The sequence below is a fragment of the Proteiniphilum acetatigenes DSM 18083 genome, from assembly GCF_000380985.1.
Taxonomy (GTDB): Bacteria; Bacteroidota; Bacteroidia; order Bacteroidales; family Dysgonomonadaceae; genus Proteiniphilum; species Proteiniphilum acetatigenes.
In genome coordinates this window covers 284,527-310,790 of the sequence record NZ_KB905696.1, presented here as the reverse complement: position 1 = coordinate 310,790, position 26,264 = coordinate 284,527, and the positions used below count along the sequence as shown (strand labels likewise).

Here is a 26,264-nt window from a genome sequence, read left to right as displayed (position 1 = left end):
TCATTAAATCGTTAAATCATCACATTGGCACTACCAAATTACTTTTCCACCTTTCCACTTCAAAATCATCTCAACTTCAGAATATCACCCTCTTCGGGGACATATTCATAGCTTTTTTTATTAAGCCGGTATAAATTACGCAGCTGAATACCATATTTCTGTGAGATACTGTACATGGATTCTCCTACTTGTACAGTATGGAATTCATACGGCTTATCAGCACGCGTTTTCTTCTTTTGAAAATAGACTATATCACCTTCGCTCAGCGGAAAATCTTCAGGCACTTCGTTGAATTTCAACAGGTCTTTTTCTTTGAACCCGAATTCCCGTGCGATACTACTGAACGTATCGCCATCAACTGCAATCACGTATACCAAATCGTGTGTGATATACGGCTGATGCGTCCAGGTTACCTGCGCCGCCTCTCTTTCTCGTTGCTCATTTCGTTCCCTGCGACTAACTCCTTTACGATACTTTGTATCATCAAAACGATACAACTCGTAATCCTCGATCAGCTTTATCAATTTGTTGGCATACGCCCTGTCGGTGGCATAACCCGATTTTTGTAATCCCCTTGCCCATCCCTTATAATCAGTAATAGAGAGATCGAACAAAGCTTTATAACGACTACTATAGGCCAAAAACTCAGAGTGATCCTGATAAGAATCCTCTACGCTTTTATACTTCCGAAAGCAATCGTTGGGCGTATCATCGGCAGCATATACCGTTCCCCCATTCCATCCTCGATGGCATTTAATTCCGAAATGGTTATTGGAGCGGCGGGCCAGATCACTCAATCCTGCTCCCGATTCGAGTATCCCCTGCGCCAGTGTAATGGATGCAGGGATTCTGTATTTCTCCATATGCTCTACCGCCAGATCACTGTATTTACGAATATAATTCTCATAAGTGCTTACTCTGACCTGTGCCGCCAGGTGATGAGCAGGCGCAAATAAAAAGGAGAAAACAACAAAGAGCGGTAAAATATATCTATATTTGTGAAACAATTTCTGTAATATGCGATAATCAAGCATGTAACCCATTTTAAAGAGACTAGTTTGATGTGCTGATTTGATAATGTACTAATTCACTAATCGATAAACAGATAAATCAGTAAATCATCTGATTATTCTTTGCTCCCTTAATCAAAAAAATAATTATATGAGAGAAATCAATTTAACCACAAAGATAGCTGTTTATCCGTTAGTGGAATGCTCCGAAATGGAAAAAAAACTTATCGAGGCGGCAAAAGAGGCAACAAAAAAAGCATATGCACCTTATTCGGGGTTCAGAGTAGGTGCCGCTGTCTTGTTGGGAAACGGTGAAATTATTTCCGGCAATAATCAGGAAAACGCCGCTTATCCGTCGGGATTATGCGCTGAAAGGACTACCGTTTTTTTCGCCAATGCCACCTATCCTGATCAGAAAATTGAAGCTATTGCTGTCGCCGCCTGGTATAACGGCCGGTTCACCAATGAGGTGATTACTCCCTGCGGTGGTTGCCGACAGGTGCTGTTAGAGACGGAGAACCGCTTCAATGCGCCAATAAAGATATTGATGTATGGCAACGAAGCCGTCTATGTGCTGGAGAGTGCAAAAGATCTGCTACCGCTCAGTTTCGGAGATGAGATGTTAAAATGACGCTTCATACAGTGTCACCAAATACCACTTCTTATCGATCAGTGTAAAGTAGTAATCGGCATAAATACCATTATTGATCCCGCGGATCTCCACTACAGCGGTATCTTTCCCGTAGCGCACGCCTTGATAATACTGATCGTAAGGGCGTGTCAGATAAGTGCTATCATAGGTAAGGTCAAGCAGTTCCCATTCATACCTCCCGATCGTCTCTTCCATGGGAGCCATTCCTTCATCTTCATCATCAGGGACGATCACGTTGATCGGAAATTTGATCCGCTCCAGTTGGAAAGACTCCTGGGTACTGAATTTACGAATAAACTGATCGAAATTCTCCTCTCCGGAGATGTCTTCCTGTCCGCTGTCTGCCCTGCTTGCTTCCGTTTCAGCCTTTCCTTTACCCGCCATACGGCCTTTCTTTTCCGTAGCCTCCGTACAGGAGAAAAGGAAAAGGGCGAGCAAGCAGAAAAAGATATGATCCGAAATTTTCATTACTGAGTAGACATTTTGTGTTATTTATCACACAAAGGTATAAAAATTAAGGTGATAATCAAACAGCAATCCCACTATTTTTATTTCCCGGCACTTCCATAGAGAGTAAAAGAAAATATCCTTATCTTTGCTTTTATAAAAAATCGGTACTGAATGGATCTTCAAAGGGAAATAAGCCATTTGTTTTCTGCACAACAGATAGATTGGGAGCAATTAAGAGATGGTATTTTACAGTTGGATAACCTGCGGGAAAAAGAGTTTACATGGGGTGGCGATTACCAGGTAAGACTACAGTTCAATCCGGCACGGATGGTTTCTACAGCGGCAACAATCAGCAAAGAGGCGATTGAAAAGCGCCCCTGTTTTCTATGTGAGATCAACCGGCCCGCCAGGCAAAAGGGAGTTCCATTTATGGGAAAATATATCATTCTCTGTAATCCATTTCCCATTCTAAGAAACCATCTCACAATCCCACTCCATTCGCATGTACCACAACGTATCCGTAAAAAAACAGGAGACATGCTCACGCTGGCGGAACAACTTCCCGATTACCTGATCTTCTATAATGGTCCCAAATGCGGTGCGTCCGCACCCGACCACTTCCACTTGCAGGCAGGACTCAAAGTTCCTTTGCTTATGCAGGGTGATAACGAACTTCGTTCATGCCTGCAAATCGAAAGTGAAAACAAAAACGAAGCCCAGGAACTTTTTGAGGATGTATACCAGTACCTCCATCATCTTCAGCCGGAAGAGACGGAGCCTATGATGAACGTGATAGCTTTTACGGAGGATAACAAGTATAAACTCCACATCTTTCCGCGTAAAGCACACCGTCCGAGGCATTATTACGAGAAAGGAAAAAAACAGTTGCTCATCAGCCCGGGTGCGCTCGATATGGCCGGACTGATGATCTGCGTAAGAGAGGAGGATTTTGAAAAAATCAGAAAACAGGACATTGAAGATATTTATTCACAGGTATCTATGCCTGTTATTTGAAACGGGAAAAGAGACTGGCAACGAGGTTCAATGCTATAACAGTACAATATTATCGTAATAATAATGGAAAAATCAGAAATTATTTTGCTCAATATAAACGGAGAGGATAAGCCTGGTCTGACAGCGGCACTTACAGAAATTCTGGCCAGGCATGGCGCATTTATTCTCGACGTCGGGCAATCGGATATCCATAGGAATCTGTCGCTGGGTATCTTATTCAGATCGAAGACCAACATCTCCGGAGAGATAATGAAAGATCTATTGTTCAAAGCGTACGAGATGGATGTGAATGTCCGCTTCACACCTATTTCGGACGAAGAATACACCAACTGGGTGGGGCTGCAGGGCAAGAACCGGTATATTATCACGCTTCTGGGAAGAATACTTACGGCTAAACAGATCGCCGCCGTATCGAAGATTATAGCTGAGCAAAATCTCAATATCGATAATATAGTGCGTCTGACCGGCCGCATCCCGCTTGACGAGAAACAGCGGGCGGCACAGTCATGTGTGGAACTGTCGGTAAGAGGTACACCGGTCGACCGCCAACAGATGCAGCAAGCATTTTTGGAACTCACCTCTTCGCTCAACTTCGACATATCCTTTCAGGAAGAGAGTATGTTCAGGCGCATGCGCAGGCTTATCTGTTTCGATATGGACTCTACCCTCATTCAAACGGAGGTGATAGATGAACTGGCCGAAAGAGCGGGTGTGGGTAGCCAGGTAAAAGCTATTACCGAGCAGGCTATGCAGGGTGAAATTGATTTCAATGAAAGTTTCCGGCAGCGCGTAAAATTGCTAAAAGGGCTGGATGTTTCCGTGATGAAAGAGATTGCCGAGAATCTGCCTATCACCGAGGGTGTAGACCGATTGGTGAAAGTATTACAAAAAGTAGGATTTAAAACCGCCATATTGTCAGGTGGATTCACTTACTTTGGCAATTATCTGAAAGAGAAATACGGATTCGATTACATGTATGCCAACGAATTGGAAATTGAGAATGGAAAACTCACCGGAGACTATCTGGGTGATATTGTCGATGGCAAAAGGAAAGCTGAATTATTAAGGCTCATTGCCCAGGTCGAAAGGATCGATCTTCGACAAACGGTGGCGGTTGGCGACGGAGCCAATGACCTGCCCATGTTGGGAATAGCCGGTCTGGGCATCGCTTTTCATGCCAAACCAAAGGTAAAACGAAACGCAGGACAATCACTCTCCACGGTAGGGATTGACGGCATCCTCTATTTTCTTGGATACAAGGATTCTATGCTCGATAGCGAAATTATCAACAGTTAATTTGTTCACTAAAAACAGGGTGGTATGGATTTTGCAGATATGTTATTAAATCGCTTCGACGGTGAGGCGGAAATGAAAAAAAACAATAGTGCATTGATCTGTTTCTCTATGTTGGAAACAGGTAAAATATTGACCAGGCTGGCCACCCGAATTATCCGGTCGAAATCGGAAAAATCGTCTATCACCCTTCTCTATTTTATCGATAAATCGGAGGAGATACGACTCAGTGAAGAGATGGACGAATATAAGCACAAGATCATCTCCGATCTTATCTCCACGGAAGAGAGGGAGAGGATTACTCTGCGCCTGTTCATTCAATCCTCCGACGATTACTATGCAGATATCATAAGGATCTCTGAAGAGCAGAAATCCAATCTGATTTTATTGGGTATCAATAACAATGAGTTTAACTCCAGCTTAATAAAAAAGTACGGACAACTCAAAAGTGATCCCAAGTACTCTGACTCCTTCATACTCGAACAATTCGAAGAGAAGGAAGCCGAAAACCTGAAAAGTATCAATGCTCTGTTCAGTCGGAATACAGTAGCTACCGGTCTGTTCATAGACAGCGGGATTACGCAGTTCAGGAAGTTATTTATTCCCATTCTGCAGAAATCCGATATACATATCTTCACTTATCTCTACCGGATTGCCCAGCAGGAAAATGTGAAGATCATGATCTGGGATGCGATCGGCATTATTGAATCCGATGCGAAAATGCAGAAACTCTACCAGTTCATCGCAAAGAAAACCGAAGGACGGATCTACTTATGGGACAATGACAAAAAGATAGGGTGCGACTTTATTAAGGAGCAGGATCTTGTTATCATCGGCACGGAAGGATGGAGTAAATTGATCTGTACCCCACTGCCATGGACAGACTGTCTCCCGTCGACGCTGATCATCAAAGAGACTACAAATTCAATCCAATTATGAATTCATCCGATATAAGGAAAAAACTGGCAACCATCTACTCATACATCGAACAAAAGCAACTGAAAGATGCCCTTGAAGGGATAAAAGAGCTTTCTACCATACAGCAGAGTTGGGCGGTTTCGGAAAAAATAGCCGAGCTGACTACCAATTATCAATTCATGCTTCACTATCTGATTGAAGGTAAAAAAGACCCGGAACAAAAACGTGTTTACAACAAATTGATCCGCGATATATATACTTTGGCGGAAGATGCAGCTGAACAACTACTCCTGCAGGAAAGTTCATCCATTTTCTTCGATAAAATGAGATTGATGGAAGTGCGTACACCTGTAACGATAGAGGAGTACAGGACTATTATCACCAAACAGGCAGACACCCTCTCTTTCATCGATCTGCTGGAGGATGGCCCGGAGAAAGAGTCCCGTATAAGGCAGACTACAATCACACGCGAAAACACGCAACAAGATCTGTTCTATACGGTCTTTGTCTCTCCCCGGGCAAACGACGATTTCATCACCTCGTGCCGTAATTTCATGGAAGACCAGTCGGTTCCGCAGCAGGATAAAGCGCTGTTTATCCCGGCACTAATGATGAATATCCTGCAACGATTCGACGCACGGAAAATTGAATTGTTGCTCGACCTCTGCAACCACCCGGAAGCGGAATTGGCTATCCGGGCGATAACAGGTATCATCCCCATATTCCAGATATATAACTCCCGGTTAGAACTGTATTCAGGGTGCTGCGACCGGCTGAAACTGCTGTCGGATGACAAAACCTTCGGACATCGTTTTATTGCAGCTATTATCGGCTTCATTCAGGCGCATGAGACGGAAAAGATCACAAAAAAACTGACGGAGGAGATCATTCCCGAAATGATGAAACTGAGTCCGATGATCGGTAAAAAGATAAAATTAGATGAATGGATGGGTGAAACCGGGTTCGATGAGAAGAATCCCGAATGGCAAAAGATACTGGATGAAACCGGGCTGACGGATAAATTACAGGAATTTACCGAATTGCAGTTAGAAGGTGCCGACGTCTTTCATTCTACTTTTTCAAATCTGAAGTCTTACCCCTTCTTTCAGCAAATGAGTAATTGGTTCCTTCCGTTCACACCTCGGCACAGCAGTATTCAACAACTCTTCGCCAACCGTTCCGAAAGAGATTCGCTCGTAGAAGCTCTTTCCGGATCGTCACTTATCTGCAATTCCGATAAATACTCATTCTGCCTTAGCATAATGATGATGCCTGAAAATTACCGGAAGATGATGGCTTCCCAACTAGGGGCCGAAAGCGATGAGCTGAAAAAGATGCAGACAGAAGAAGAGGCACTCAAGCCTTTCCAAAAAGAAGAAACGATGATCAAGCAGTATATTCAGGATCTTTATCGCTTCTTTAAACTGTTTCCCCGTCGCAGCGAATTCCCCGATATCTTTGAACTGCCGCTCAACTACCACCGTTTGCCGGCATTTCAACCGATAGTAATGCAACCCAATCATTTAGAAAAGATAGCTCTCTATTATTTCGAGAAAAATAATTTCAACGAAGCCCTCAGTGCCTATACCCTACTGGCAGAAACGGGAAGCGGCAAGAGTGAGATATGGCAGAAAATAGGCTACTGCCGGCAGATGCTGGCTGATATGAAAGGGGCATTAGAGGCCTACCTGCATGCCGATCTGATAGAAGAGAACAATACATGGGTGCTAAACCGCATTGCCTACTGCTACAGGGTACTGAAAGAACCTATCACCGCCCTGGAATACTACCGCCGTCTGGAACAGTTTCGTCCCGACGACCTAAATATTCAACTCAATATCGGACATTGCCACCTGGAATTGAAAGAGTACGAAAAAGCGCTCAACTATTACTTTAAGGTGGAGATGATCAACAGCAATAATACCCGTGCATGGCGCTCTATTGCATGGTGTGCTTTCCTGTCGCGCAAACTCGATGTGGCAGAGAGATATTACTCCCGCATATTGGAAGCTAAACCCAATGCTCATGATTATCTCAATGCCGGCCATGTGGCTCTATGCCTCGAACAGACGAAAAGATCGGTCGAACTGTATAAACTTTCGCTCGACAAAGCAGGCAGTTTTGAGATATTTCAATCGATGCTCGACGAAGATAAGAAGGAATTGAAAGAGGCAGGGGTAGATACTACCATACTACCGATCATTCTGGACAAGATCAGGTACGACAAGGAAGGATAAACCCATCTATCTTATTTCTTTCGGTATAGTCCGTTTTGGACTATAAAATCATACACTTTGGGAGGAAGAAAAGCGCGCATGTTTTTTCCGTCGCGGATACTTTCACGGATAAATGTGGAAGAGAGTTCAACTATGGGAGCTTCCACAAGCCGGACAGATACAGCGAATTCATCCGGGATCACCACCTCTTCACTCAGTCTCGGATAAACAAGGATCTGATAGTTTTTTATCAACCGGCCGGACTCTTTCCATCTGTGGAATTGCTTCCAGTTATCGCCGCCTATGATAAGGGTGAAGTCTTTATCCGGATACTTGTTCGTCAGTTTTGTCAAAGTATCTATGGTATAGGAAGGACGAGGCATATGAAATTCCACATCAGAGACAGTCATATGATCGAATTCTTCCAGCGCCAGGCGCACCATCTCCAGGCGCATATCATCATCCAACAGATCTCCGGCCTCTTTGAGCGGATTGTGCGGTGTGACCACGAACCACACCTCATCCAAATCGGTGAATTCGCAGATATAGTTTGCCAGAATGAGATGCCCGGTATGAACAGGATTGAATGATCCGGAAAAAATACCGATACGCTGTTTTTGCATAAATCGGGTTATCTTTTAAACAGAAAAAACCGATGTGCATACACTTACACATCGATTTTTTTATTATTTCTCAGGTGTTCCGTCACCTGTTCTTTTTAAAGAGGGAAACGATCCAGAGCAGCAATATAGCACCTACAAGCGCCGTAACAAGACTGCCTATGACACCATCTCCGGTACTGATTCCCAACAGGCCGAAGACCCAGCCTCCAATAACGGCACCCACGATGCCTACCAGGAGGTTCACAAGAAAACCAAAACCTCCGCCTCTCATCAAATTACCCGCCAGCCAACCGGCAACAGCACCTACAATAATCCACCATAACCAACCCATAACTAATTGTTTTTAATGTTAATACTTTTTGATTAATTGGAGAAAAACGAGCATGAGAACTATTCTCACACAAGAACACTTTAAAAGCGAAGCTTGTCCCGATACGTCGGGATTCCATATAATACCATTGAAAATAAATCTTTGAATCATATGAAATCAAGTTTCTCAATTTGTTAAACGCTATCAGTCTGGAAATTGTTTAAAAATATCAACGTTTTCGTTAAGCAATATGAACAGAAGACAAGCTTGCCTGGAATGTTTTCGATAAGCGAACACATAGGAAAAACAAGTTTTTACTATGTTGAGCGTAGAAAACAACTAAGTTTACTTGAATGTTTTCGATAAGCAAATACACCGGTTTATTTAACTCATCCTCTGTTTATAATCCTCATAACCGAACCGACGATAGAGTTCGAACTCTCCTTTTGTAGTCCAAAGTCCGATAGACGGGTGAGATACACCATTGAACATAGTAGTCTTTACGATCGTATAATGGATCATATCCTCAAAAACTATCCTGTCACCCACCTGTAGCGGTTCGTCGAAAGACCAGTCTCCCATAAAATCACCACTCAGGCAACTGTTTCCTCCCATCCGGTAGGTGGGTTTGCCGGGAACAGGATCCTGGCTGGCTCCACGGATGCGCGGCTTATAAGGCATCTCCAGGCAGTCGGGCATATGACAGGCAAAAGATACATTCAGCATGGCGGTCTTTATCTCCCTGTTTTCCACAATATCTGCCACCGTCGCCACCAGTACGCCGGTTTCCCAGGCGAAAGCACTGCCGGGTTCCATAATAATTTCCAGATGAGGGTAACGTTCCTTCAAGCCGGTCAGTACCTGTATCAGGTGTTCCACATCATACTGCTTATGCGTCATCAGGTGTCCTCCGCCAAGATTAAGCCACTGTATCTGCCGGAAAAGGTGTCCGAACTTTTGCTCCACTACCTCCAGTGTCTTCTCCAGATCGTAAGAGTTATTCTCACACAGATTATGCAGGTGTAATCCTGTAATACCTTCGGGCAACTGTGCTCCAATCCTGTCGGACGTAACACCGAGTCGCGAGCCGGGGGCGCTTGGATTGTACAGATCTGTATCCACCACCGAAAATTCAGGATTAATCCTTATTCCGCATTCTATTTTTCTCCCTGACGTTCGTACTTGCGGATAAAAACGCTCGAACTGTGATAGGGAATTAAAGGTAATATGGCTGCTATATTTCAGGAAGTATGGAAAATCGGAGTCAGTATACGCAGGCGCATAAGTGTGGGCGGGGCTCCCCATCTCTTCGAACGCTAACTGTGCTTCAGCCACAGAACTGGCAGTAGAATGCCCTATATATTCCCGTATGACAGGAAATGACTTCCACATGGCAAATGCCTTGAAAGCCAGAATAATCTGCACGCCGGCACGCTCCTGTACCGATCGTATCAACCGGAGATTATTGCGAAGTAGTTCCTCCTCCATAACAAAACAGGGAGAGGGTATTTTAGAAAAATCGATCATCAAATTAAATTATTAATTACTAATTACCAATGGATAATCAGCTAATTCTTCATTTCGTTATCAATTGTCAACTTTCAATTTTCAATTGTCATCCGGCCTATATGTTCCGATATGTACTTTTTCCCAATGAAGATTCTCCAGATCGGCCGGAGTTCTCTCCTTCTCTTTTTTACCAAAGGCTATCACACACAATACTTCCAATGGCATAGGGATCTCCAGCAGTTCATTGATATATTCACCTGCCGATATAGTGTCGGAATAATTCCGATTCCTCACCTGCACCCAGCAACTACCTATACCCAATTCTTCAGCCTGCAACTGCATATTAATGGCAGCGATGGAGGCATCCTCTACCCACGCATCGCTTATCAGCGGGTTTCCCAAAACCACAATGGACAGAACTGCATCGGTAATAAATGAAGCACTACCAGGCTTACAAACCGATAATTTAGCCAGAGTTTCTTTCTCTTCCACAGCAATAAACTCCCATGAGTGTCTGTTCTTGGAAGTAGGTGAAAGCAGGGCCGCCTCAATAATTTTCCGGATCTCATCGGGAGATAGCAGTTCTGCACTGAATTTCCTGATACTGCGGCGCCGGAGTAATAAACTTTGAAAATCGAACATTTTTTTTTAATTAGGAGCGCAATAATACAAAAAAATCCGGGATAAAGTATCATTTTTCGGAAAATCGAGGCGGCTTACCAGATATTAATATAGAACCATTCTAAATTACCATCTTTTTTTATTATTTTTGCACAACTATTTCACCAAATGAAGGCAGAGACAAAATTTATTCTAAATGTTTCCGCTAAGGAACAGGGTCAGAAATAGTGGGATATAATTCAAACAGCCTAACTTTAGTGAAAAAAATAGACTCCAAGGTATGTATCATTCTTCAAGAATAAGAGTAAAGCCATATATGAAAATGGCCGATCTGATTGACGGCAACCCTTACCTGTTGCTTATGTTGCAACATTTCAACATCGACTTCCGGGTAAGCGATCGCACCGTGTTGCAGCTTTGCAATCAGTATGATATCAGCGAGCGGCTGTTCGTCAGCATTGCCAATCTTTATAATGGCTCCGGAACCAGAGGAGAACAACCATTCACCAGAAAGGATCTGCTGCAGGTGATCGATTTTCTGAAGAGTAGCCACAACTACTACAGATTCGATAAATATCCGCAAATCAGCGCTTATATTCGTCAACTTCAGGAAAATCATCCCGAAAAAGAATTGAAGTTATTGGAAAAATTCTTCAATGAATATTTTACGGAGGTCAGGGAACATCTCGATTACGAAGATGAAGTGGCTTTTCCCTATTTCATTACACTCTTAGGCAGCGATAAATATAAGAACGACCAGGAAGTTTATTCCTCCAGAGAATACAGCGACCATCACACCGATATAGAGCTGAAACTGAAGGATCTGAAAAATCTCCTGCTTAAATATATAAAGATCGATAACGATTTGGATCTTCGTCGTAAATTGTTCATGTCGCTTTATGAACTCGAGTTCGATCTGTACATTCACTCTCTGATAGAGGAAACCATCCTGATTCCGTCGGGGGTGGATATTGAAAGGGAACAAAATGAATAAGTCTACACTCCATATAGCTATTTTGGAATCTTCGAAAATCATCTGCGAAGGTATACAGGCCATTCTTTATCAATCGGACATGGATTGCCGGATCCACAGGCTGGAAACATTGGACGACTTAATCGAACTTCTCGAATCCAATCCGGTTGACATACTAATAGCCAATCCGGTACAGTTTGTAAACCGGGAAAAGGAAATCAAGAAGATCAGGAAGAGTTATCCTTCCCTATCCGTTGCAGGCATCGATTTCGGCATGATGCATAAACCGTCGACACTGACCGACGTCACTTTCACTCTTTACGATTCAACCGAACATATTGTACACCTACTCCTGAAACTCGACAAAAAGAGCCAATCCCAGCCAAACGAAAAAGAGGGAGAAGAGAACCTCACCAAGAGAGAGATCGAGGTGCTGACCGGCCTTGTCAACGGAATGTTAAACAAGGAAATTGCCGATGCGCTGAACATCAGTATCCACACAGTGGTAAGGCATAGGAAGAACATTGCAATGAAAACAGGGATCCGCAGTCAGTCGGGACTCACTATCTACGCTATTTCCAAGAAAATCATCTCCATTGAGGATATTGATATTTAGTTTAACGAGAAAGTTATGATTTTGTTAAACAATTTAACGCAATGAAGCGTTCTCCATTAACACTATTGGATTTCTTAATTCAAAATAATTTAATAGCTTTACAACAATTTTTAATCATCATAAAATTATATAGGAAAAGGCCCCATGAAACGAGCATGACAATTGTTCCCTCACAGGAACGTTTTCGATAAACGAATACAGAGGAAAAACTTGTTTTTACTATGTTGAGTGCAGAAAACGACTAACTTTAGTGAACATGATTAAATGCGAGTTCCATACGATACCTTTGAACTATTCGCGTTAAGCTAAATAAGCAGAGCCAAGCTTGCTTGAACTATGCTATAGCGAGCGAATATCTAACTTTAGTGAAAATAAATAGTTTTAATCGTATGAAAATTCATGAATATCAGGCAAAAGAATTATTTGCAACGTATGGAATACCCGTCGACAGGAGTATTGTGTGCCGTTCAGTGGAGGATGCAGTCAAGGCGTACAGCCAACTGGATTCACAAAAGGTAATCGTAAAAGCACAGGTACATACCGGAGGCAGGGGAAAGGCCGGAGGAGTCAAGTTGGCTAACGGAGAAGTAGAATTACGCAAGCATGCCGCTGCAATTCTCGGGATGGATATCAAGGGATTCACTGTCGACCGTATCCTGGTAGGCCAGGCAATCAACATTGAAAAAGAGTATTATGTGAGTTACGTCATCGACAGAAAATCAAAATCCGCTATCCTCATGTTAAGCAAAGAGGGGGGGATGGACATTGAAGAGGTGGCCCGTATCTCACCGGAAAAGATCCATAAGTTCGTGATTGACCCTTCGACAGGTATGCCCGATTATCTGGCCCGCGAGGCAGCATTTAAACTATTTGACGACATCAAGCAGGTGCGCCAGGCTGCCGTAATCCTCCAAAAGCTCTATAAATTGTTTATCAGTACTGATGCCTCTCTGGCAGAAATCAACCCGCTGGTACTTACCAAAGAAGGAGAGATCATGGCCATCGATGCAAAGATGACATTCGACGACAATGCACTCTTCAGGCATTCCAAAATAGCGACTCTCAATGAACCGACAGAAGAGGAGAAAAAAGAGCAGAATGCCAAAAACAAAGGGTTCAGTTATGTGAATCTGGGAGGAGAGATAGGATGCATGGTAAATGGCGCCGGCCTGGCAATGGCCACCATGGATCTGATTAAGCTCTATGGCGGCAACCCGGCCAATTTCCTTGACATAGGAGGAAGTTCCAATCCGACAAAAGTGATTGAAGCAATGAAACTGCTGCTAAGCGACCAGAATGTAAAAGTGGTATTGATCAATATCTTCGGTGGCATCACCCGGTGTGACGACGTGGCAAAAGGATTGCTGGAAGCCTTCAAACAGATAAAAACAGATATTCCCGTTGTGATACGGCTTACCGGAACCAATGAAAAAGAGGGACGTGCACTATTACAGGGCAGCGGCCTTCATGTAGCCGAAACTATGGGAGAAGCTACCGAAAAAGCGGTCTCGATGTGCCAATGAGACTAATATACCAATAAGACTAATGTGTTGTGAATAATAACTTAATTGGCACTACTTGTCCCGATCTATCGGGATTGGCATATTAATAAATTAGCACATTTATTTTTGTTTTTCACTTTTAATTTACAAAATATGAGTATCCTGATAGATAGTAATACCCGAGTGATCGTACAAGGGATAACAGGCCGTGACGGAGGCTTTCACTCATCAAAAATGAAAGCATATGGTACCAATATAGTGGGAGGAACATCACCCGGTAAAGCAGGAGAGTCTGTAGACGGAATTCCTGTATTTAATACGGTAAGGGATGCAGTAGCAGAAACCGGTGCCGACACATCGGTCATCTTTGTCCCGGCTCCATTTGCGAAAGATGCCATGATGGAAGCTGCCGATGCCGGGATAAAACTGATCGTCACCATTACTGAAGGCGTACCTACACTCGATGTGATAGAAGCGTATCACTATATCAAACGCAAGGGTGCCAATCTCATCGGCCCCAATTGCCCCGGATTGATTTCACCGGAAAAGAGCCTGGTAGGGATTATGCCTTCCATGGTTTTCAAACAGGGAGGTACAGGTGTGATCAGTCGCAGTGGTACGCTTACTTATGAAGTAGTTTATAATCTTACCCAAAAAGGGATTGGACAATCCACTGCAGTTGGTGTAGGAGGTGATCCGGTGGTAGGGCTTTATTTTATAGAATTGCTTGAAATGTTCGAGAATGATTCTCAAACCGATTCCATCGTATTGATCGGCGAAATCGGGGGTGATGCCGAAGAACGGGCTGCAGCATATATCAGGGAACATATAACCAAGCCGGTAGCTGTATTTATTGCCGGTCAGCAGGCGCCCCCCGGAAAGCAAATGGGGCATGCAGGTGCCATCATTTCCAGTGGAAGTGGCACCGCAGCCGAAAAGATAGCTGCTTTCGAGGCTGCAGGAGTACCTGTCGCCCAAGAACCGAGTCAGATCCCGGAGCTATTGAAAAACAGGAGATAGGCTATAAATGCACATAACAGTAACAGAGGGAGGCTGATCATCAAAATGGTATAGCCTCTTTTGTTTTTCCTGTATGCACCGCTTCATTCACAAGCAAATTAACCAATTCATCTACATTACTCTGCTGTGGATTATGATCTGCGGTCATGATAATCATCTTCCATCCTCTTTCTCGTGCACGTTCAGCAAAAAAGAAAAAGTGATCCTCTTCCGGTTTCTTCCCTTGATCTACAGTTAAGATGTAAGTGGCGGGTAATGACAAGGCTTGCTGATTTTTACGGGATACCGGTGTGGTAAATGTCTTTAAAGATTGAGGTACGTCGCGGGGTAGTGGATCATCCTCTCTTATCCAGCCAGGAACCACAAAACCATTGGTTGATTCACTCTCAGGTCCGGTCTTTCCATCCATACGCGCACTTATCACACTTTCACCATCATCAGGCACAAAAGCATCTAAATAAATTAAATGTCTTATTCGTTCAGGAATGCTGTCGGCAACACCTGTGATTACCATACCTCCATAGCTGTGACCAACCAGTATGATGTCATTCAGATTCTCATACAAAATTGTATTTACCACATCTGAAATATGTGTATTAAGATCAATATCGGGCGAGGCAAGATGTACCCGTTCCCCCTGACCGGTAAGACTGGGGCGATACACGGTGTAACCTTTTGATGTAAGTATTGAATCTGTTTGCTTGAATGACCAGCTACCGCCCCATGCGCCATGTACAATAACGAATGCTGGTTGCCTCTGTCCAACAACAGTTATAGTTGCTACAATAACTACTACAATCAATAAAATTGTCCTCTTGATTATATTTTTATGTGTTTTCATTTTATCCATTTATTTTGATTTTCAAACATCATCCAGATGAAGGAGAGATTGGTTACGCAACATTACCATTCTATAAAATAAACCCTAAAAATTAAACTGAACTTTTAGGGTTTATTGTCGAATTCATTTCTTCAGATCATATCAGTCCACGAATGCGTGCCTGAATCCCCGGACTTTGTCCCAGTTGCCACGGGTGAAGTCGGGCACCTCCACCGGAGAGTTGTTGTTCTCTATCGAGATACGGCTCAACTCGGCTAGGCTGCACCATTCCGCCAGGTCATACACATCCATGTCCAACGGTAGTCCATTCCGAAGACAGTAGATCAACCGGTAATCCATGATAAAGTCCATTCCCCCATGGCCGCCCACTTCCTTCGCTTTCTCCTCCAACTCGCGGTGGATACGGTGCTTGTACTTGTCCATCAAGGCATCACGCACATCCTGCGATACGTAGTTATGGGCATTCAGCTCCTCATGGTTGGGCACATCCCCTTCGGCCAGGACATCACCCTGCAAGGCGTAACCCTGCGTCGGGTACTTGTTGGCAAAACCCTTCGTGCCGCTCACCTGGTACATCCGGCTGTAGGGACGCGGTGAAGCCACGTCGTGCTGGATATGGATCGTCTTCCCTTTTTCCGTGCGGATCATCGTCATCGTGTGTTGTCCGTTGGCAAACCGGTAAGCGCTGTCGCGGTCCACGCCCCTCTGTTCGATCAGGTATTCGGGGATATTCACCGGTTTGGTGTCCATCGACACCAGGGTGTTCATCTTGTCTCCACGGTGGATGTCCAGCACCTGGGCGGCAGGCCCCATACCATGGGTGGCGTACACGTCTCCCCGGAACTCCCTGTTGTACTGCAGGCGCCAGTCCCCTTCATAATAACCCCAGAAATCGCTCAGGTCGTGGATATAGGCGCCCTCGGCATGGAGTATTTCACCGAAAAGGCCCTGTTGCGCCATGTTCAGCGTGGTCAGTTCAAAGAAGTCATACACGCAGTTCTCAAGCTGCATGCAGTGTTTCTGTGTACGCTCGGCGGTGTTCACCACGTCCCATATCTCTTCCAGGGTCATTGCGGCGGGTACTTCGCAGGCCACATGCTTGCCCTGCTCCATGGCGTAGACCATCATCGGGGCATGCTTTTTCCAGTCGGTGGCGATATAGACCAGGTCGATATCATCACGCTGGCAGAGTTCCTTCCAGGCTTCTTCACTGCCGCTGTAGGAGGCGGCACGGGGCAAGCCGGCCTTTTCGAGGATGCCCTGTGCCTTCTCCACCCTGTCTTCGTGCAGGTCGCACAGGGCCACAATCTTCGTTCCCGGGATATGGGTAAAACGCTGTACGGCACCCGGGCCGCGCATGCCCAGGCCGATAAAGCCGACGCGTACGGTGTCCAGCTTTTCGGTTACCAGCCCCAGTACGTCTTTCTGTCCCGACGGCCGGCCGGGCACTTCCGTGCGGATGGGTTGGCACTTCCCGTCTTGTCCTTTTGTCCCCTGCGTACCGTTGGTACAGCTGAGCAGGAAAATAGTTGCCAGTAATATGGCCAATGTTGTCAGTTGTTTTTGCATAAGATTGTTTATTTAACGTTGATAATATAAATCCATACCATTTTATATCCGTCTTACCTTCATGAAAAGCTACAACATATACTTTAAATGACTACGGTTTGCTAAAACCTCATCAACACCTCATTCCCGAGGGATTTTGCTTTGGCAACCGAATGGGGGTCTGCCGCATTAATGGAATAGACAGACCTGTCAGGAAGAACCAATACCGTGCCCGCTGGGACTTTATTGGGATTAGGAATTTTATCTTTATTCTCAAGATAGATGTATACCCAGAATTCGCGGTCTCCAAAGATATCCAGTGCCAAAAGCCGCAACGTCTTACCTTCCGGTAGGGTTATCTTTTCCATTTCCTGTTCTTGCGGCAGGACAGCAACTGCTCCCCTCTGGGAAGGAATTGCTGACTGTGCTACAATCGGTTCCTTCTCAGAAAATGACACAGAATCCACTTGAGAAGTTACTACCTCCGCCTTACCTGTCCTTATCCCCTTTGAAAAAAAAAAGTGATGCCACGACAATGGCTATCCCTCCCGCAATCGGGATCCAAACAGATGATGTTCTTTTATTGTTCCTCAATCCTCGATGGGAGCGATATCGAGGTGGAGACTGCTCCGGACTTTTATCCGGTTCTGTAACTTCAACTGAAGCAACAATTCTTTGAGATTCTTTCGGAACAACAGGAGTCTCAACTTCAGGTTCCGGATGAGAAATTTCCTCAGGCAAAACATTTTGTTCTTCCCGCGAAAGCGACGACTCCGGGATTTCATCCTCTGTTTCCTGTTCCCCAACAACTATTTCGGGAATACCGGGAAACTGTACACCCTCATTCAATGGTGTCGGTTCGAACTGGGAGAAAGAGCTGTTTACTTCATTATATAATGTTTCATCCGGCGTAAAACCGGCATAGGATAATGAGTTTTCTCCGTTTTCCTGAGAGAAGGCTTCAAAAACGATCTCAACGGCAGGAGGCATCAAATGCCGTTCTTTGGTTTCCGGATTCACCAGAATATATTCCGGCTGAATATCGGTTTTCAAAGTACCAAAATTATCGAGGATCACGGAATTATTCATTTTCAACTCCGCGCTCACCACTTCCAGAATTGTCTCAATGATACCGGAAGTTTTTTCATCCGGCCACTCAAGGCGTCTGGCTACTTCAGCAATAAAATCTTCGTAGGTCATGTCAATCAAGATATTTTGTAAACAAAAACGCAGTTCTCAAATCCGAAATCCGAAATTCAGAATCAAACACTCACCGTTCCCATCAAGTCGAAAGGCATTGCAGCATTGATTTTCACATGGCAGAACCGGCCAATTTCCAACACTCTCGACTTATCGATCAACACCTCCCCATCCACTTCCGGCGAGTCAAATTCAGTTCGACCGACGTAGAACTCAGGATCTTCCCGGTCGACAATCACTTTCAGGGTCTCTCCCACTTTTGCTTCATTCACTGACAGGGCGATCCCCTCCTGCAGTTCCATCAGCTTGTTCATCCTTTCCTGCTTCACCTCCGCAGGTACGTCATCGGAATAATACTTGTAATTATGAGTATCTTCCTCGTGCGAATAGGGAAAAGCACCAAGCCGTTCGAACCGGGTCTTTTCGACGAATTCAAGTAGTTCCAGGTAATCCTCTTCCGTTTCTCCGGGATGTCCTACCATCATAGTAGTACGCAGATGAATACCCGGCACTTCTTCACGAAAACGTTGAATCAGATCAATAGTCTGTTGCCTGGTAATATTACGTCGCATGGTTTTCAGCATATGGTCGCTGATATGCTGTAGGGCAATGTCAAGATAGTTACATACATTATTCCGTTCGCGTATCACCCGTAACAGATCGGTTGGAAAATGAGTGGGATAAGCATAATGAAGACGTATCCATTCCACACCTTCTATGTCTGAAACACGTTCTACCAGTTCGGGTAATTTCATCTGTCGGTACAGGTCAAGTCCGTAATAGGTTAAATCCTGCGCAATAAACTGGAATTCTTTCACTCCTTTCCCCACTAATCGCCGGATCTCTTCTTCGACCTCTTCGATGGGGCGAGATCTGTATTTTCCGGTGATCAACGGGATGGAGCAGTATGAACAGGTCCTGTCGCACCCTTCCGATATTTTTACATAGGCATAATGAGGCGGAGTTGATAACGACCGATCAAACTCCCACTCCTTATAATAGGATTTACCCAGATCAGTAATAAGGCCTTTCCAGTCGAATTTACCGTAAAACCTGTCCACTTCGGGTATCTCTTCCAACAGTTCCTCCCTGTAGCGTTCCGAGAGGCAACCCATCACAAACAGTTTTTTGAGTTTGTTCCGTTTTTTGGCTTCGGCAAAAGAGAGGATCATATTGATCGATTCTTCTTTTGCATCGCCAATAAAGCCACAGGTATTGATCACAGCAATATCGCCGCGCGGTGTTTCAGGATCATGTTCCACGGTATACCCGTTAGCAATCAGTTGCCTCATCAGTAATTCCGAATCGACAAGATTCTTTGAACAACCCAGCGTAACGACATCTATCTTGTTATTAACCATATATTCTTATATTCATCACTCACCAAACAGGGAATCCACAAATTCTCGTCTGCGGAACACCTGCAGATCCTCTATTCCTTCACCCAGGCCGATATACTTCACAGGGATGCGAAACTGGTCGGAAATTCCGATCACTACACCACCCTTGGCAGTTCCGTCGAGTTTGGTGATGGCAAGGGCAGTCACTTCTGTAGCCGCTGTAAACTGCTTGGCCTGTTCAAAAGCATTTTGTCCGGTAGAGCCGTCAAGGATGAGAAGTACTTCATCGGGAGCCCCGGGAACGATCTTCCCCATTACATTTTTTATCTTGGTCAGCTCGTTCATCAGGTTAACCTTGTTATGCAGACGGCCGGCGGTATCTATGATTACTACATCGGCATCATGCGCTTTGGCCGAACTGACCGCATCAAACGCCACAGAAGCAGGATCAGAACCCATTTTTTGCTTGATCACCGGCACACCTACCCGTTCACCCCAGATGCCGAGTTGTTCTACTGCGGCTGCACGGAACGTATCGGCCGCTCCCAGATAAACAGAGTATCCTTTTTGCTTGAACTGATAAGCGAGTTTTCCGATAGTGGTTGTTTTTCCTACGCCATTCACACCTACTACCATGATTACGTAAGGCTTTTTCCCTTCGGGAAGGGTGAATTCCGACAGGTCGTCGCTGTTATTTTCGGTCAGGAGCAAGGCGATCTCATCACGGAGCATAGCGGTCAACTCATCTGTCCCCACATATTTATCCCGGGCTACACGTGCTTCAATACGCTCGATAATTTTGAGGGTAGTATCCACGCCCACATCGGAGGTAACCAATATCTCCTCCAGGTTGTCGAGCAGATCATCATCGACCTTCGACTTACCGGCAACGGCACGAGTGATCTTCGAAAAAAAGTTCTCCTTTGTCTTCTCGAGACCTTTATCCAGTGTCTCTTTTTTCCCTTTTGTGAATCTATCAAAAAAGCCCATAGAACAATTATTAAGATACCTTTGATTTTTCCATCTGTACGATATGGCAGGCAACCCGCACAATCTACAAAGCTACAAAATAGTCAATAAAAAACTTCCCTGCGTTTGAGCACAGGGAAGCTTTTATATATTTTTAACTGACTCTTTTCATCAAGCTCCCACAAAAAATAAACTTATCTATTTTGGCGAGCAGAGTAAAAAGTCTGAATGGAACAGATTTATTTCGAAAAATAATCTTTCACCTGGTCGTTCAGGATCATCTCTTCTTTAAAACTGTACGCACCGGTCTTAGGCGATTTTACCATTTTGATAACTTTGGTATGACTACGCCCGGTAGTTGTATTTTTGTCACGGAATCCCGCCACTGCTTTCTTTGCCATAGTCTATCTTGTTTTACTTGATTTCTTTATGAACAGTCATTCTTTTAAGGATGGGATTGTATTTTTTCAATTCCAACCGTTCTGTAGTATTCTTTCTGTTCTTTGTAGTGATATACCTCGAAGTGCCAGGCATACCACTTTCCTTATGCTCAGTGCATTCAAGGATCACCTGTATCCTGTTTCCTTTTACCTTTTTTGCCATTGCTGCTTCCTCCCTATCGTTAAGCGTTTAAATATCCATTTGCAGCGGCTTTTTTCAAGGCTGCATCCAAACCGATCTTATTGATGGTACGCAAACCGGATGCCGATATATTGAGGCTGATCCAGCAATCTTCTTCCACCCAATAGAATTTTTTTCTGAACAAATTGACGTTGAACTTACGTTTCGTTTTCCGATTGGAGTGGGAAACGTTGTTGCCAACCATTGCTCTTTTTCCTGTTATTTGACAAATCTTAGACATTGCTATATACTGTGTTTACTTTATTATTCACCAACATTTATATCCATGGATCACACCCACAGCACTTCACCGAAACATCATTTTCCGGTAAATCAGGGCGCAAAATTAAGCATATAATTTCAAATTACCAAAGCTTTCTGCAAATTAATTTGCAAAGAAAGGAAGCAGATAAATCGATCACGTCCAATTGTATGACTGTAGGTAGTTTATTAAAACAGCCCCGACACCTCTTTATATAGACTATTCAGAAACGAGAGGGTAGCTTTTCGTGTACTACTTCTTATTTGCCCCTCTTCTCCCGGAGCACCCACGGCCTGATCGGTAATGGTCTGTTCAGCAGTAATGGTCCTCGGAAAAGAAGATGTCCCCTGCTTTGGTGCACTTTGATAGGTAATATCTCTTACCACCAATACACATCCGGCATTGGCTACGGAGAGGTCGAACCGGTAATTCATTACAGTATTCCCCGGCACCCCCGTCAGCTCCGTTTTTGCACTTACCGTCGCGGATTGGTTTTTATCATCAAAACGAATACTCGACACCAATGGACTGCCGGTATACTTATCCTTCACCCATTTTTGCAGGGTGACATATTTCTGATTAGCCGAAAGTCCCTGATCCGTGAGAATAAACTGCTCAAAAACCACCTTTCCGTTCACCACCGGAACAGTATTAAAACCGGCATCCACCTGTCCCTCCATACGCGACAGGCCAATTATGAGCAGGCTTACAATCAATATATATTTCTTCATATCAAATTCTTTTTTAGAGTCAAGACAAACTAATGTGCCAATTTGCTAATTGAATGACTAATTATCGCATCAACATTACCACTTTTTCACCTTTTCACCTTTATAAGACTACAAACCTACGAAAAAGATTAAAACAACCTCTCATTTTTATAAAAAACAGGTGTTGAAATTTTATTTATCATTTAAAAAACTGTACTTTTGCATCTCGAAAAATAAAAACGTAACATTTTTTCAAAGAAATATGTCTGCTAAAAAAACAAAAGAGTCGAAAGCCGAAAAGAATTTCGAAAATATCGGAGAGGCACTTACTACTTCCGAACAATTTCTCGAAAAAAATCAGAAAATCATTGTAACAGGATTGCTGATTGTAATTGCCCTTGTAGGTGCTTTTCTCGCCTATCACTATTTACACAAAACACCCCGCGCCGAGAAAGCACAGGCTGCTCTCTTTAAAGGAGAACGCTATTTCCAGAATGGAGACGATTCTCTGGCTCTCTTCGGAAACGGCAACGATTACATAGGATTTGAATCCATCATAGATCGTTATAAAGGAACCAAAACGGCTGATCTTGCACGCGCCTATGCAGGCATCTCTTACAGCCGGATGGGCAATAATGAGAAAGCACTTGAACACCTGAAAAAATTCAAGGGAGGAGATTTGTTGATCACTCCGGCCGTCACCGGTGCCATAGGCGACGTATATATGAATATGGGGCAGGCAGATCAAGCTATAAATAACTTTCTCAAGGCAGCCAAAGAAGCCAACAACGAAATGCTCAGTCCCATCTATTATAAAAAGGCCGGCGAAGCATATTTGAGCAAAGCCGACTACGACAAGGCTATTGAGATTTTCACGCAGATCAAGGAGACCTATCTTAACTCTCCGGAATCACGGGAAGCGGATAAGTTTATCCAGCAGGCTCTTTTTCTGAAAGAAAATAACTAAGCAGTCATGGCAACAGCATTGAGTAACCTCTCGTCATACGATCCGACGGCAGTTCCCGATGGGAAAGGAAAACGGGTAGGCATTGTGGTATCCGACTGGAATTCGTCTGTCACCCATAGTTTGCTGAACGGAGCAACCAATACATTGCTGAAATTCGGTGTATCGGCCGATGATATAATCATTGAACACGTGCCCGGTAGTTTTGAGCTGACCTACGCTGCAAAGGTGATGATCGAGAAGGCGAAAGTTGATAGCATTATCATCCTGGGATGTGTCATTCAGGGGGAAACGCCGCATTTCACATTTGTCTGCCACAGCGTGACCGAAGGTACCACCCAACTCAACCTCAAATACGATGTACCGGTAATTTTCGGTCTGCTCACAACCCTTACGCTCGACCAGGCGCAAGCCAGGGCCGGCGGCAGGCACGGTAATAAAGGCGACGAAGCGGCCATCACCGCGTTAAAAATGATGGAACTTCAAACAAGATACAAATAATTTTTGTATCTTTGCACCCGCAAAGGGCAGTTACCAGAGTGGCCAAATGGGGCTGACTGTAACTCAGCTGGCTTACGCCTTCGGTGGTTCGAATCCATCACTGCCCACTTTAAATTGACAATGGACAATTGAAAATTGACAATGAAGGGAACACCCGATGAATTGAAAATGGACAATTAAATCTTGAAAATGAGTAATAGAAAATTGACAATGGACAATGATAGAGTCCCAATTTAATTGTCAATTATCCACTGTCAATTGTCAATTAAATCGCGGAAGTAGCTCAGTTGATAGAGCATTAGCCTTCCAAGCTGAGGGTCGCGGGTTTGAGCCCCGTCTTCCGCTCCAAAGAGGAGAGGGGAATTTATTCCGGTACACCGGAAAATCTCCTCTTTCTCTTATCTAAAAGCAGAGCCTAAGAGAGTGAATCACAAATAGAACTGCCCCCAAAAAGTTTTTATCCAACTTTTTGGGGGCAGTTCTATTTTTCCTTATTCCGTAACAAGCTTAATGTCTATTGTAAGTCATCTTTTTTAGTAAATATGATGGCGGTTCCTCCACCAGGAGCCTGCTTAATAACCAGTACCGAGTCGGCTGTAACTTCAATTTCCTCAATATTGAGAGTATAAGGATCCGTTTCATAGTGTGCACCTTTGCCATCTTTAAATATCCTGGCTTTGTAGGTAACTCCTTTATCCAAAAAATCCAGTTGCATGAACATTTCGCGCGCATTCTCAGCGGTAATACTTCCTGCAAACCAATTCTCACTATTACGGTCTTTTCGGGCAATGGTTACATACTCACCGATTTTCGCTTCCGCGACAACGGTTTCAGACCAATTTGCAGGACATTGTGTGATGAATTCGAAAGGGGCCGGGTTTGCTTCGTAATTTTCAATCATGTCCGATGCCATCTGTAACGGACTGAACAATACGACAAACAGGGCCAACTGCTTTGCCAATGTTGTTTGTACCCGTGTTCCGGGCATGGCTTTATTTGTGAAATTAAATGTTCCCGGCGTAAAATCCATTGGTCCTGCCAGTCCGCGTGTAAATGGAATGATAGTAGTATGCTCCGGCGGATTTCCCCCATCGTTCGACCACGCATCCCATTCCTGCCCTCTGACGCCTTCCATTGTCATCAAATTCGGATAGGTACGCTGCAAGCCCGTCGGCATTACCGGCTCATGATTATCGATCATAAGCCGGTATTTTACCGCTGTTTCAATTACTTTACGATAATGGTTTACAGCAAATTGCCCGCTGTGCATTTCCTTGCCGTCCAATAATGTACCTACATATCCGGTTTTCACTGCATTTACTCCATGGTCCCGGTATAAAGTGAAAGCTTCCTCCATCTGCGGTTCGTAATTGGAGACCCAGCCGCCCGTTTCATGATGCCCGATCAGTTTTACGCCTTTCTCGGCTCCGTAACGGGTCACCTCTACCATATCGAAATCGGGATATGATTCGGTGAAACTGAAACTCCTCCAATCTTCCCAACCTTTGTTCCAACCCTCGACCAATACGCCGTCGAATCCGTGTTTCGAAGCAAAATCAATATAACGTTTGGTATTCGCAGTAGTGGCGCCATGCTTTGGTCCCGTTTCCCAGGTATACTCTTTCATGTGCATCCCCCACCAGATACCAATATATCGTCCGGGTTGTATCCACGAAGTATCTTCTATCCTGTTGGGTTCGTTCAGATTCAGCATTAAACGCGACAATAACAAACCGGCCTCGTTATCGGCAATGATCATGGTTCTCCAGGGGGTAACGTGAGGTGCCTTCATAAAAACCTTCTCACCGGTAGACCACGGGGTGAGATAGCATTTTAATGTGGTACCGTCGTTCCGGGGATGCAGGTTCATCGCTGCATAATCCGTAAGATTGGCTTCATGGATCGCTAAAAACAATCCATCGGAAGTTTCCATTGTAAGTGGAGTACAAACTGTATCTAAAGCATTGATCGAAGATGGCCTGTATAAACCTTCATACGCTTCAATATCATAAGGGATCGACCATGTTGTATGATTACCGGCCAGGGCAAATTCGGTCAATTCGTCCATAATCACAAAGTCGTTCAGATTTTCCTGTTCGGGAAACTCGTACCTGAACCCGAATCCATCATTGAATACACGGAACAGGAGATCAAACCGGCGGGACATTCCGCCAGCTTCCTGTATGGAAAGCTTCATCTCGTTGTAGTGGTTGGTCACAAATCGTTCCTCACCCCAGACCTGTTCCCACGTTTCGTTGAATGAATCAAAAGTAACATCTGTGATTGTAAGCCCTTTATAAAGATCACTGTCCTGCAACACAAATCCCAGTAACGATCTGTTTAGAATTGGCTTGTCGGATTTGCTTACAGCATAATAGATCTGTCCGTCTTCCGAACTTACCTGTATCTTTATTTTTCCATCGGGAGACATGACTGTATCTTTAAATCCACCTGTACAAGCAGACAATCCTATTGCAAGATAAAAAATTATAGAATAAATTATTTTCTTCGGGTAATTAATCGTTATTATACTCATATCTGGTTTATGTGTTCGAAAGATCAGTGAGCAGAAAAGGCCTGA

Annotated in this window: 28 protein-coding genes and 2 tRNA genes; 13 read left to right on the top strand and 17 right to left on the bottom strand. The window is 44.2% G+C overall.

The features are described from left to right. Window positions 1-65: 65 nt before the first annotated feature. Window positions 66-1,043 carry a glucosaminidase domain-containing protein gene (locus F597_RS0109700; protein ID WP_019539541.1) on the bottom strand — a complete coding sequence of 326 codons (978 nt, stop codon included), beginning with the start codon at window positions 1,041-1,043 and terminating at the stop codon, window positions 66-68. Between the two features lie 118 nt (window positions 1,044-1,161). Between F597_RS0109700 and cdd the strand changes: the two genes are divergently transcribed. Continuing rightward, the gene (cdd, locus tag F597_RS0109695) at window positions 1,162-1,641 is read left to right on the top strand and encodes a cytidine deaminase (protein WP_019539540.1); all 480 of its coding nucleotides are present in this window, start codon (window positions 1,162-1,164) and stop codon (window positions 1,639-1,641) included. On the opposite strand, the gene F597_RS0109690 is transcribed toward cdd, so the two are convergent. Further along, complete coding sequence (locus F597_RS0109690) at window positions 1,633-2,130, bottom strand: DUF4348 domain-containing protein (protein WP_019539539.1); 498 nt, start codon at window positions 2,128-2,130, stop codon at window positions 1,633-1,635. The two genes, cdd and F597_RS0109690, sit on opposite strands and share 9 nt — an antisense overlap. A gap of 153 nt (window positions 2,131-2,283) precedes the next feature. Between F597_RS0109690 and F597_RS20500 the strand changes: the two genes are divergently transcribed. The 4 genes from F597_RS20500 (at window position 2,284) to F597_RS0109670 (ending at window position 7,574) form a co-directional block, all read left to right on the top strand. Beyond that, window positions 2,284-3,126: a DUF4922 domain-containing protein gene (locus F597_RS20500; RefSeq protein ID WP_044060177.1), complete on the top strand. Its 843-nt coding sequence runs from the start codon at window positions 2,284-2,286 to the stop codon at window positions 3,124-3,126. Window positions 3,127-3,189: 63 nt separating this feature from the next. Continuing rightward, window positions 3,190-4,422, top strand: coding sequence for a phosphoserine phosphatase SerB (gene serB / locus F597_RS0109680; RefSeq protein ID WP_019539536.1), 1,233 nt, complete (start codon window positions 3,190-3,192; stop codon window positions 4,420-4,422). Between the two features lie 24 nt (window positions 4,423-4,446). Beyond that, window positions 4,447-5,358: a hypothetical protein gene (locus F597_RS0109675; protein ID WP_019539535.1), complete on the top strand. Its 912-nt coding sequence runs from the start codon at window positions 4,447-4,449 to the stop codon at window positions 5,356-5,358. Continuing rightward, the gene (locus F597_RS0109670) at window positions 5,355-7,574 is read left to right on the top strand and encodes a tetratricopeptide repeat protein (protein WP_019539534.1); all 2,220 of its coding nucleotides are present in this window, start codon (window positions 5,355-5,357) and stop codon (window positions 7,572-7,574) included. Before F597_RS0109675 ends, F597_RS0109670 begins: the two co-directional genes overlap by 4 nt. Window positions 7,575-7,585: 11 nt before the next feature. On the opposite strand, the gene nadD is transcribed toward F597_RS0109670, so the two are convergent. The 4 genes from nadD to F597_RS0109650 form a co-directional block, all read right to left on the bottom strand. Beyond that, window positions 7,586-8,176 (bottom strand): nicotinate (nicotinamide) nucleotide adenylyltransferase, encoded by a 591-nt coding sequence (gene nadD, locus F597_RS0109665; protein WP_019539533.1) that lies wholly within the window; start codon window positions 8,174-8,176, stop codon window positions 7,586-7,588. Window positions 8,177-8,258: 82 nt separating this feature from the next. Next, window positions 8,259-8,507 (bottom strand): GlsB/YeaQ/YmgE family stress response membrane protein, encoded by a 249-nt coding sequence (locus F597_RS0109660; RefSeq protein WP_019539532.1) that lies wholly within the window; start codon window positions 8,505-8,507, stop codon window positions 8,259-8,261. Window positions 8,508-8,870: 363 nt separating this feature from the next. Beyond that, a complete protein-coding gene (gene nspC, locus F597_RS0109655; RefSeq protein ID WP_019539531.1) occupies window positions 8,871-10,013 on the bottom strand; it encodes a carboxynorspermidine decarboxylase in 1,143 nt (380 codons plus the stop codon). Between the two features lie 81 nt (window positions 10,014-10,094). Then, on the bottom strand, window positions 10,095-10,637 hold the full coding sequence (locus F597_RS0109650) for a nitroreductase family protein (RefSeq protein ID WP_019539530.1): 543 nt from the start codon (window positions 10,635-10,637) through the stop codon (window positions 10,095-10,097). 295 nt (window positions 10,638-10,932) lie between these two features. On the opposite strand from F597_RS0109650, the gene F597_RS0109645 reads away from it, so the two are divergent. The 4 genes from F597_RS0109645 to sucD all read left to right on the top strand — a co-directional run bounded on the left by F597_RS0109645 (window position 10,933) and on the right by sucD (window position 14,727). Next, window positions 10,933-11,610, top strand: a complete 678-nt coding sequence (locus F597_RS0109645; RefSeq protein ID WP_019539529.1) for a hemerythrin domain-containing protein — start codon at window positions 10,933-10,935, stop codon at window positions 11,608-11,610. After that, complete coding sequence (locus tag F597_RS20495; protein ID WP_019539528.1) at window positions 11,603-12,205, top strand: helix-turn-helix transcriptional regulator; 603 nt, start codon at window positions 11,603-11,605, stop codon at window positions 12,203-12,205. Before F597_RS0109645 ends, F597_RS20495 begins: the two co-directional genes overlap by 8 nt. Before the next feature lie 389 nt (window positions 12,206-12,594). Beyond that, the gene (gene sucC, locus F597_RS0109635) at window positions 12,595-13,728 is read left to right on the top strand and encodes an ADP-forming succinate--CoA ligase subunit beta (protein ID WP_019539527.1); all 1,134 of its coding nucleotides are present in this window, start codon (window positions 12,595-12,597) and stop codon (window positions 13,726-13,728) included. A gap of 132 nt (window positions 13,729-13,860) precedes the next feature. After that, a complete protein-coding gene (gene sucD / locus F597_RS0109630) occupies window positions 13,861-14,727 on the top strand; it encodes a succinate--CoA ligase subunit alpha (RefSeq protein ID WP_026327330.1) in 867 nt (288 codons plus the stop codon). 40 nt (window positions 14,728-14,767) lie between these two features. On the opposite strand, the gene F597_RS0109625 is transcribed toward sucD, so the two are convergent. From F597_RS0109625 to F597_RS0109580, 10 genes are all read right to left on the bottom strand, one after another. Continuing rightward, window positions 14,768-15,568, bottom strand: coding sequence for an alpha/beta hydrolase (locus F597_RS0109625; protein ID WP_169337972.1), 801 nt, complete (start codon window positions 15,566-15,568; stop codon window positions 14,768-14,770). A gap of 141 nt (window positions 15,569-15,709) precedes the next feature. Next, a complete protein-coding gene (locus F597_RS0109620) occupies window positions 15,710-17,137 on the bottom strand; it encodes a Gfo/Idh/MocA family protein (RefSeq protein ID WP_019539524.1) in 1,428 nt (475 codons plus the stop codon). Window positions 17,138-17,238: 101 nt separating this feature from the next. Beyond that, entirely contained in the window at window positions 17,239-17,583 is a 345-nt protein-coding gene (locus tag F597_RS0109615) for a LysM peptidoglycan-binding domain-containing protein (protein WP_019539523.1), read from the bottom strand. Between the two features lie 22 nt (window positions 17,584-17,605). Further along, window positions 17,606-18,316: an HU family DNA-binding protein gene (locus tag F597_RS0109610; RefSeq protein WP_019539522.1), complete on the bottom strand. Its 711-nt coding sequence runs from the start codon at window positions 18,314-18,316 to the stop codon at window positions 17,606-17,608. 62 nt (window positions 18,317-18,378) lie between these two features. Further along, on the bottom strand, window positions 18,379-19,677 hold the full coding sequence (rimO, locus tag F597_RS0109605; protein ID WP_019539521.1) for a 30S ribosomal protein S12 methylthiotransferase RimO: 1,299 nt from the start codon (window positions 19,675-19,677) through the stop codon (window positions 18,379-18,381). A gap of 15 nt (window positions 19,678-19,692) precedes the next feature. Continuing rightward, on the bottom strand, window positions 19,693-20,646 hold the full coding sequence (ftsY, locus tag F597_RS0109600; protein ID WP_019539520.1) for a signal recognition particle-docking protein FtsY: 954 nt from the start codon (window positions 20,644-20,646) through the stop codon (window positions 19,693-19,695). A 218-nt stretch (window positions 20,647-20,864) separates the two neighbouring features. Then, window positions 20,865-21,026: a DUF4295 domain-containing protein gene (locus F597_RS21935; RefSeq protein WP_019539519.1), complete on the bottom strand. Its 162-nt coding sequence runs from the start codon at window positions 21,024-21,026 to the stop codon at window positions 20,865-20,867. 13 nt (window positions 21,027-21,039) lie between these two features. Further along, window positions 21,040-21,228: a 50S ribosomal protein L33 gene (gene rpmG, locus F597_RS0109590; RefSeq protein WP_019539518.1), complete on the bottom strand. Its 189-nt coding sequence runs from the start codon at window positions 21,226-21,228 to the stop codon at window positions 21,040-21,042. A 19-nt stretch (window positions 21,229-21,247) separates the two neighbouring features. After that, on the bottom strand, window positions 21,248-21,487 hold the full coding sequence (rpmB, locus tag F597_RS0109585; protein WP_026327329.1) for a 50S ribosomal protein L28: 240 nt from the start codon (window positions 21,485-21,487) through the stop codon (window positions 21,248-21,250). Window positions 21,488-21,696: 209 nt separating this feature from the next. Then, window positions 21,697-22,239, bottom strand: a complete 543-nt coding sequence (locus F597_RS0109580; protein ID WP_019539516.1) for a DUF4468 domain-containing protein — start codon at window positions 22,237-22,239, stop codon at window positions 21,697-21,699. A gap of 241 nt (window positions 22,240-22,480) precedes the next feature. On the opposite strand from F597_RS0109580, the gene F597_RS0109575 reads away from it, so the two are divergent. The 4 genes from F597_RS0109575 to F597_RS0109560 all read left to right on the top strand — a co-directional run bounded on the left by F597_RS0109575 (window position 22,481) and on the right by F597_RS0109560 (window position 24,031). Continuing rightward, window positions 22,481-23,185, top strand: a complete 705-nt coding sequence (locus F597_RS0109575; RefSeq protein WP_019539515.1) for a tetratricopeptide repeat protein — start codon at window positions 22,481-22,483, stop codon at window positions 23,183-23,185. A 6-nt stretch (window positions 23,186-23,191) separates the two neighbouring features. Next, on the top strand, window positions 23,192-23,683 hold the full coding sequence (gene ribH / locus F597_RS0109570; RefSeq protein WP_019539514.1) for a 6,7-dimethyl-8-ribityllumazine synthase: 492 nt from the start codon (window positions 23,192-23,194) through the stop codon (window positions 23,681-23,683). 24 nt (window positions 23,684-23,707) lie between these two features. Continuing rightward, a tRNA-Tyr gene (locus tag F597_RS0109565) sits at window positions 23,708-23,790 on the top strand. Between the two features lie 165 nt (window positions 23,791-23,955). Beyond that, window positions 23,956-24,031: transfer RNA gene (locus tag F597_RS0109560), tRNA-Gly, on the top strand. Window positions 24,032-24,197: 166 nt separating this feature from the next. Here the strand turns inward: F597_RS0109560 and F597_RS0109555 are convergent. Further along, complete coding sequence (locus tag F597_RS0109555; RefSeq protein ID WP_026327328.1) at window positions 24,198-26,219, bottom strand: glycoside hydrolase family 97 protein; 2,022 nt, start codon at window positions 26,217-26,219, stop codon at window positions 24,198-24,200. Between the last annotated feature and the right edge of the window lie 45 nt (window positions 26,220-26,264).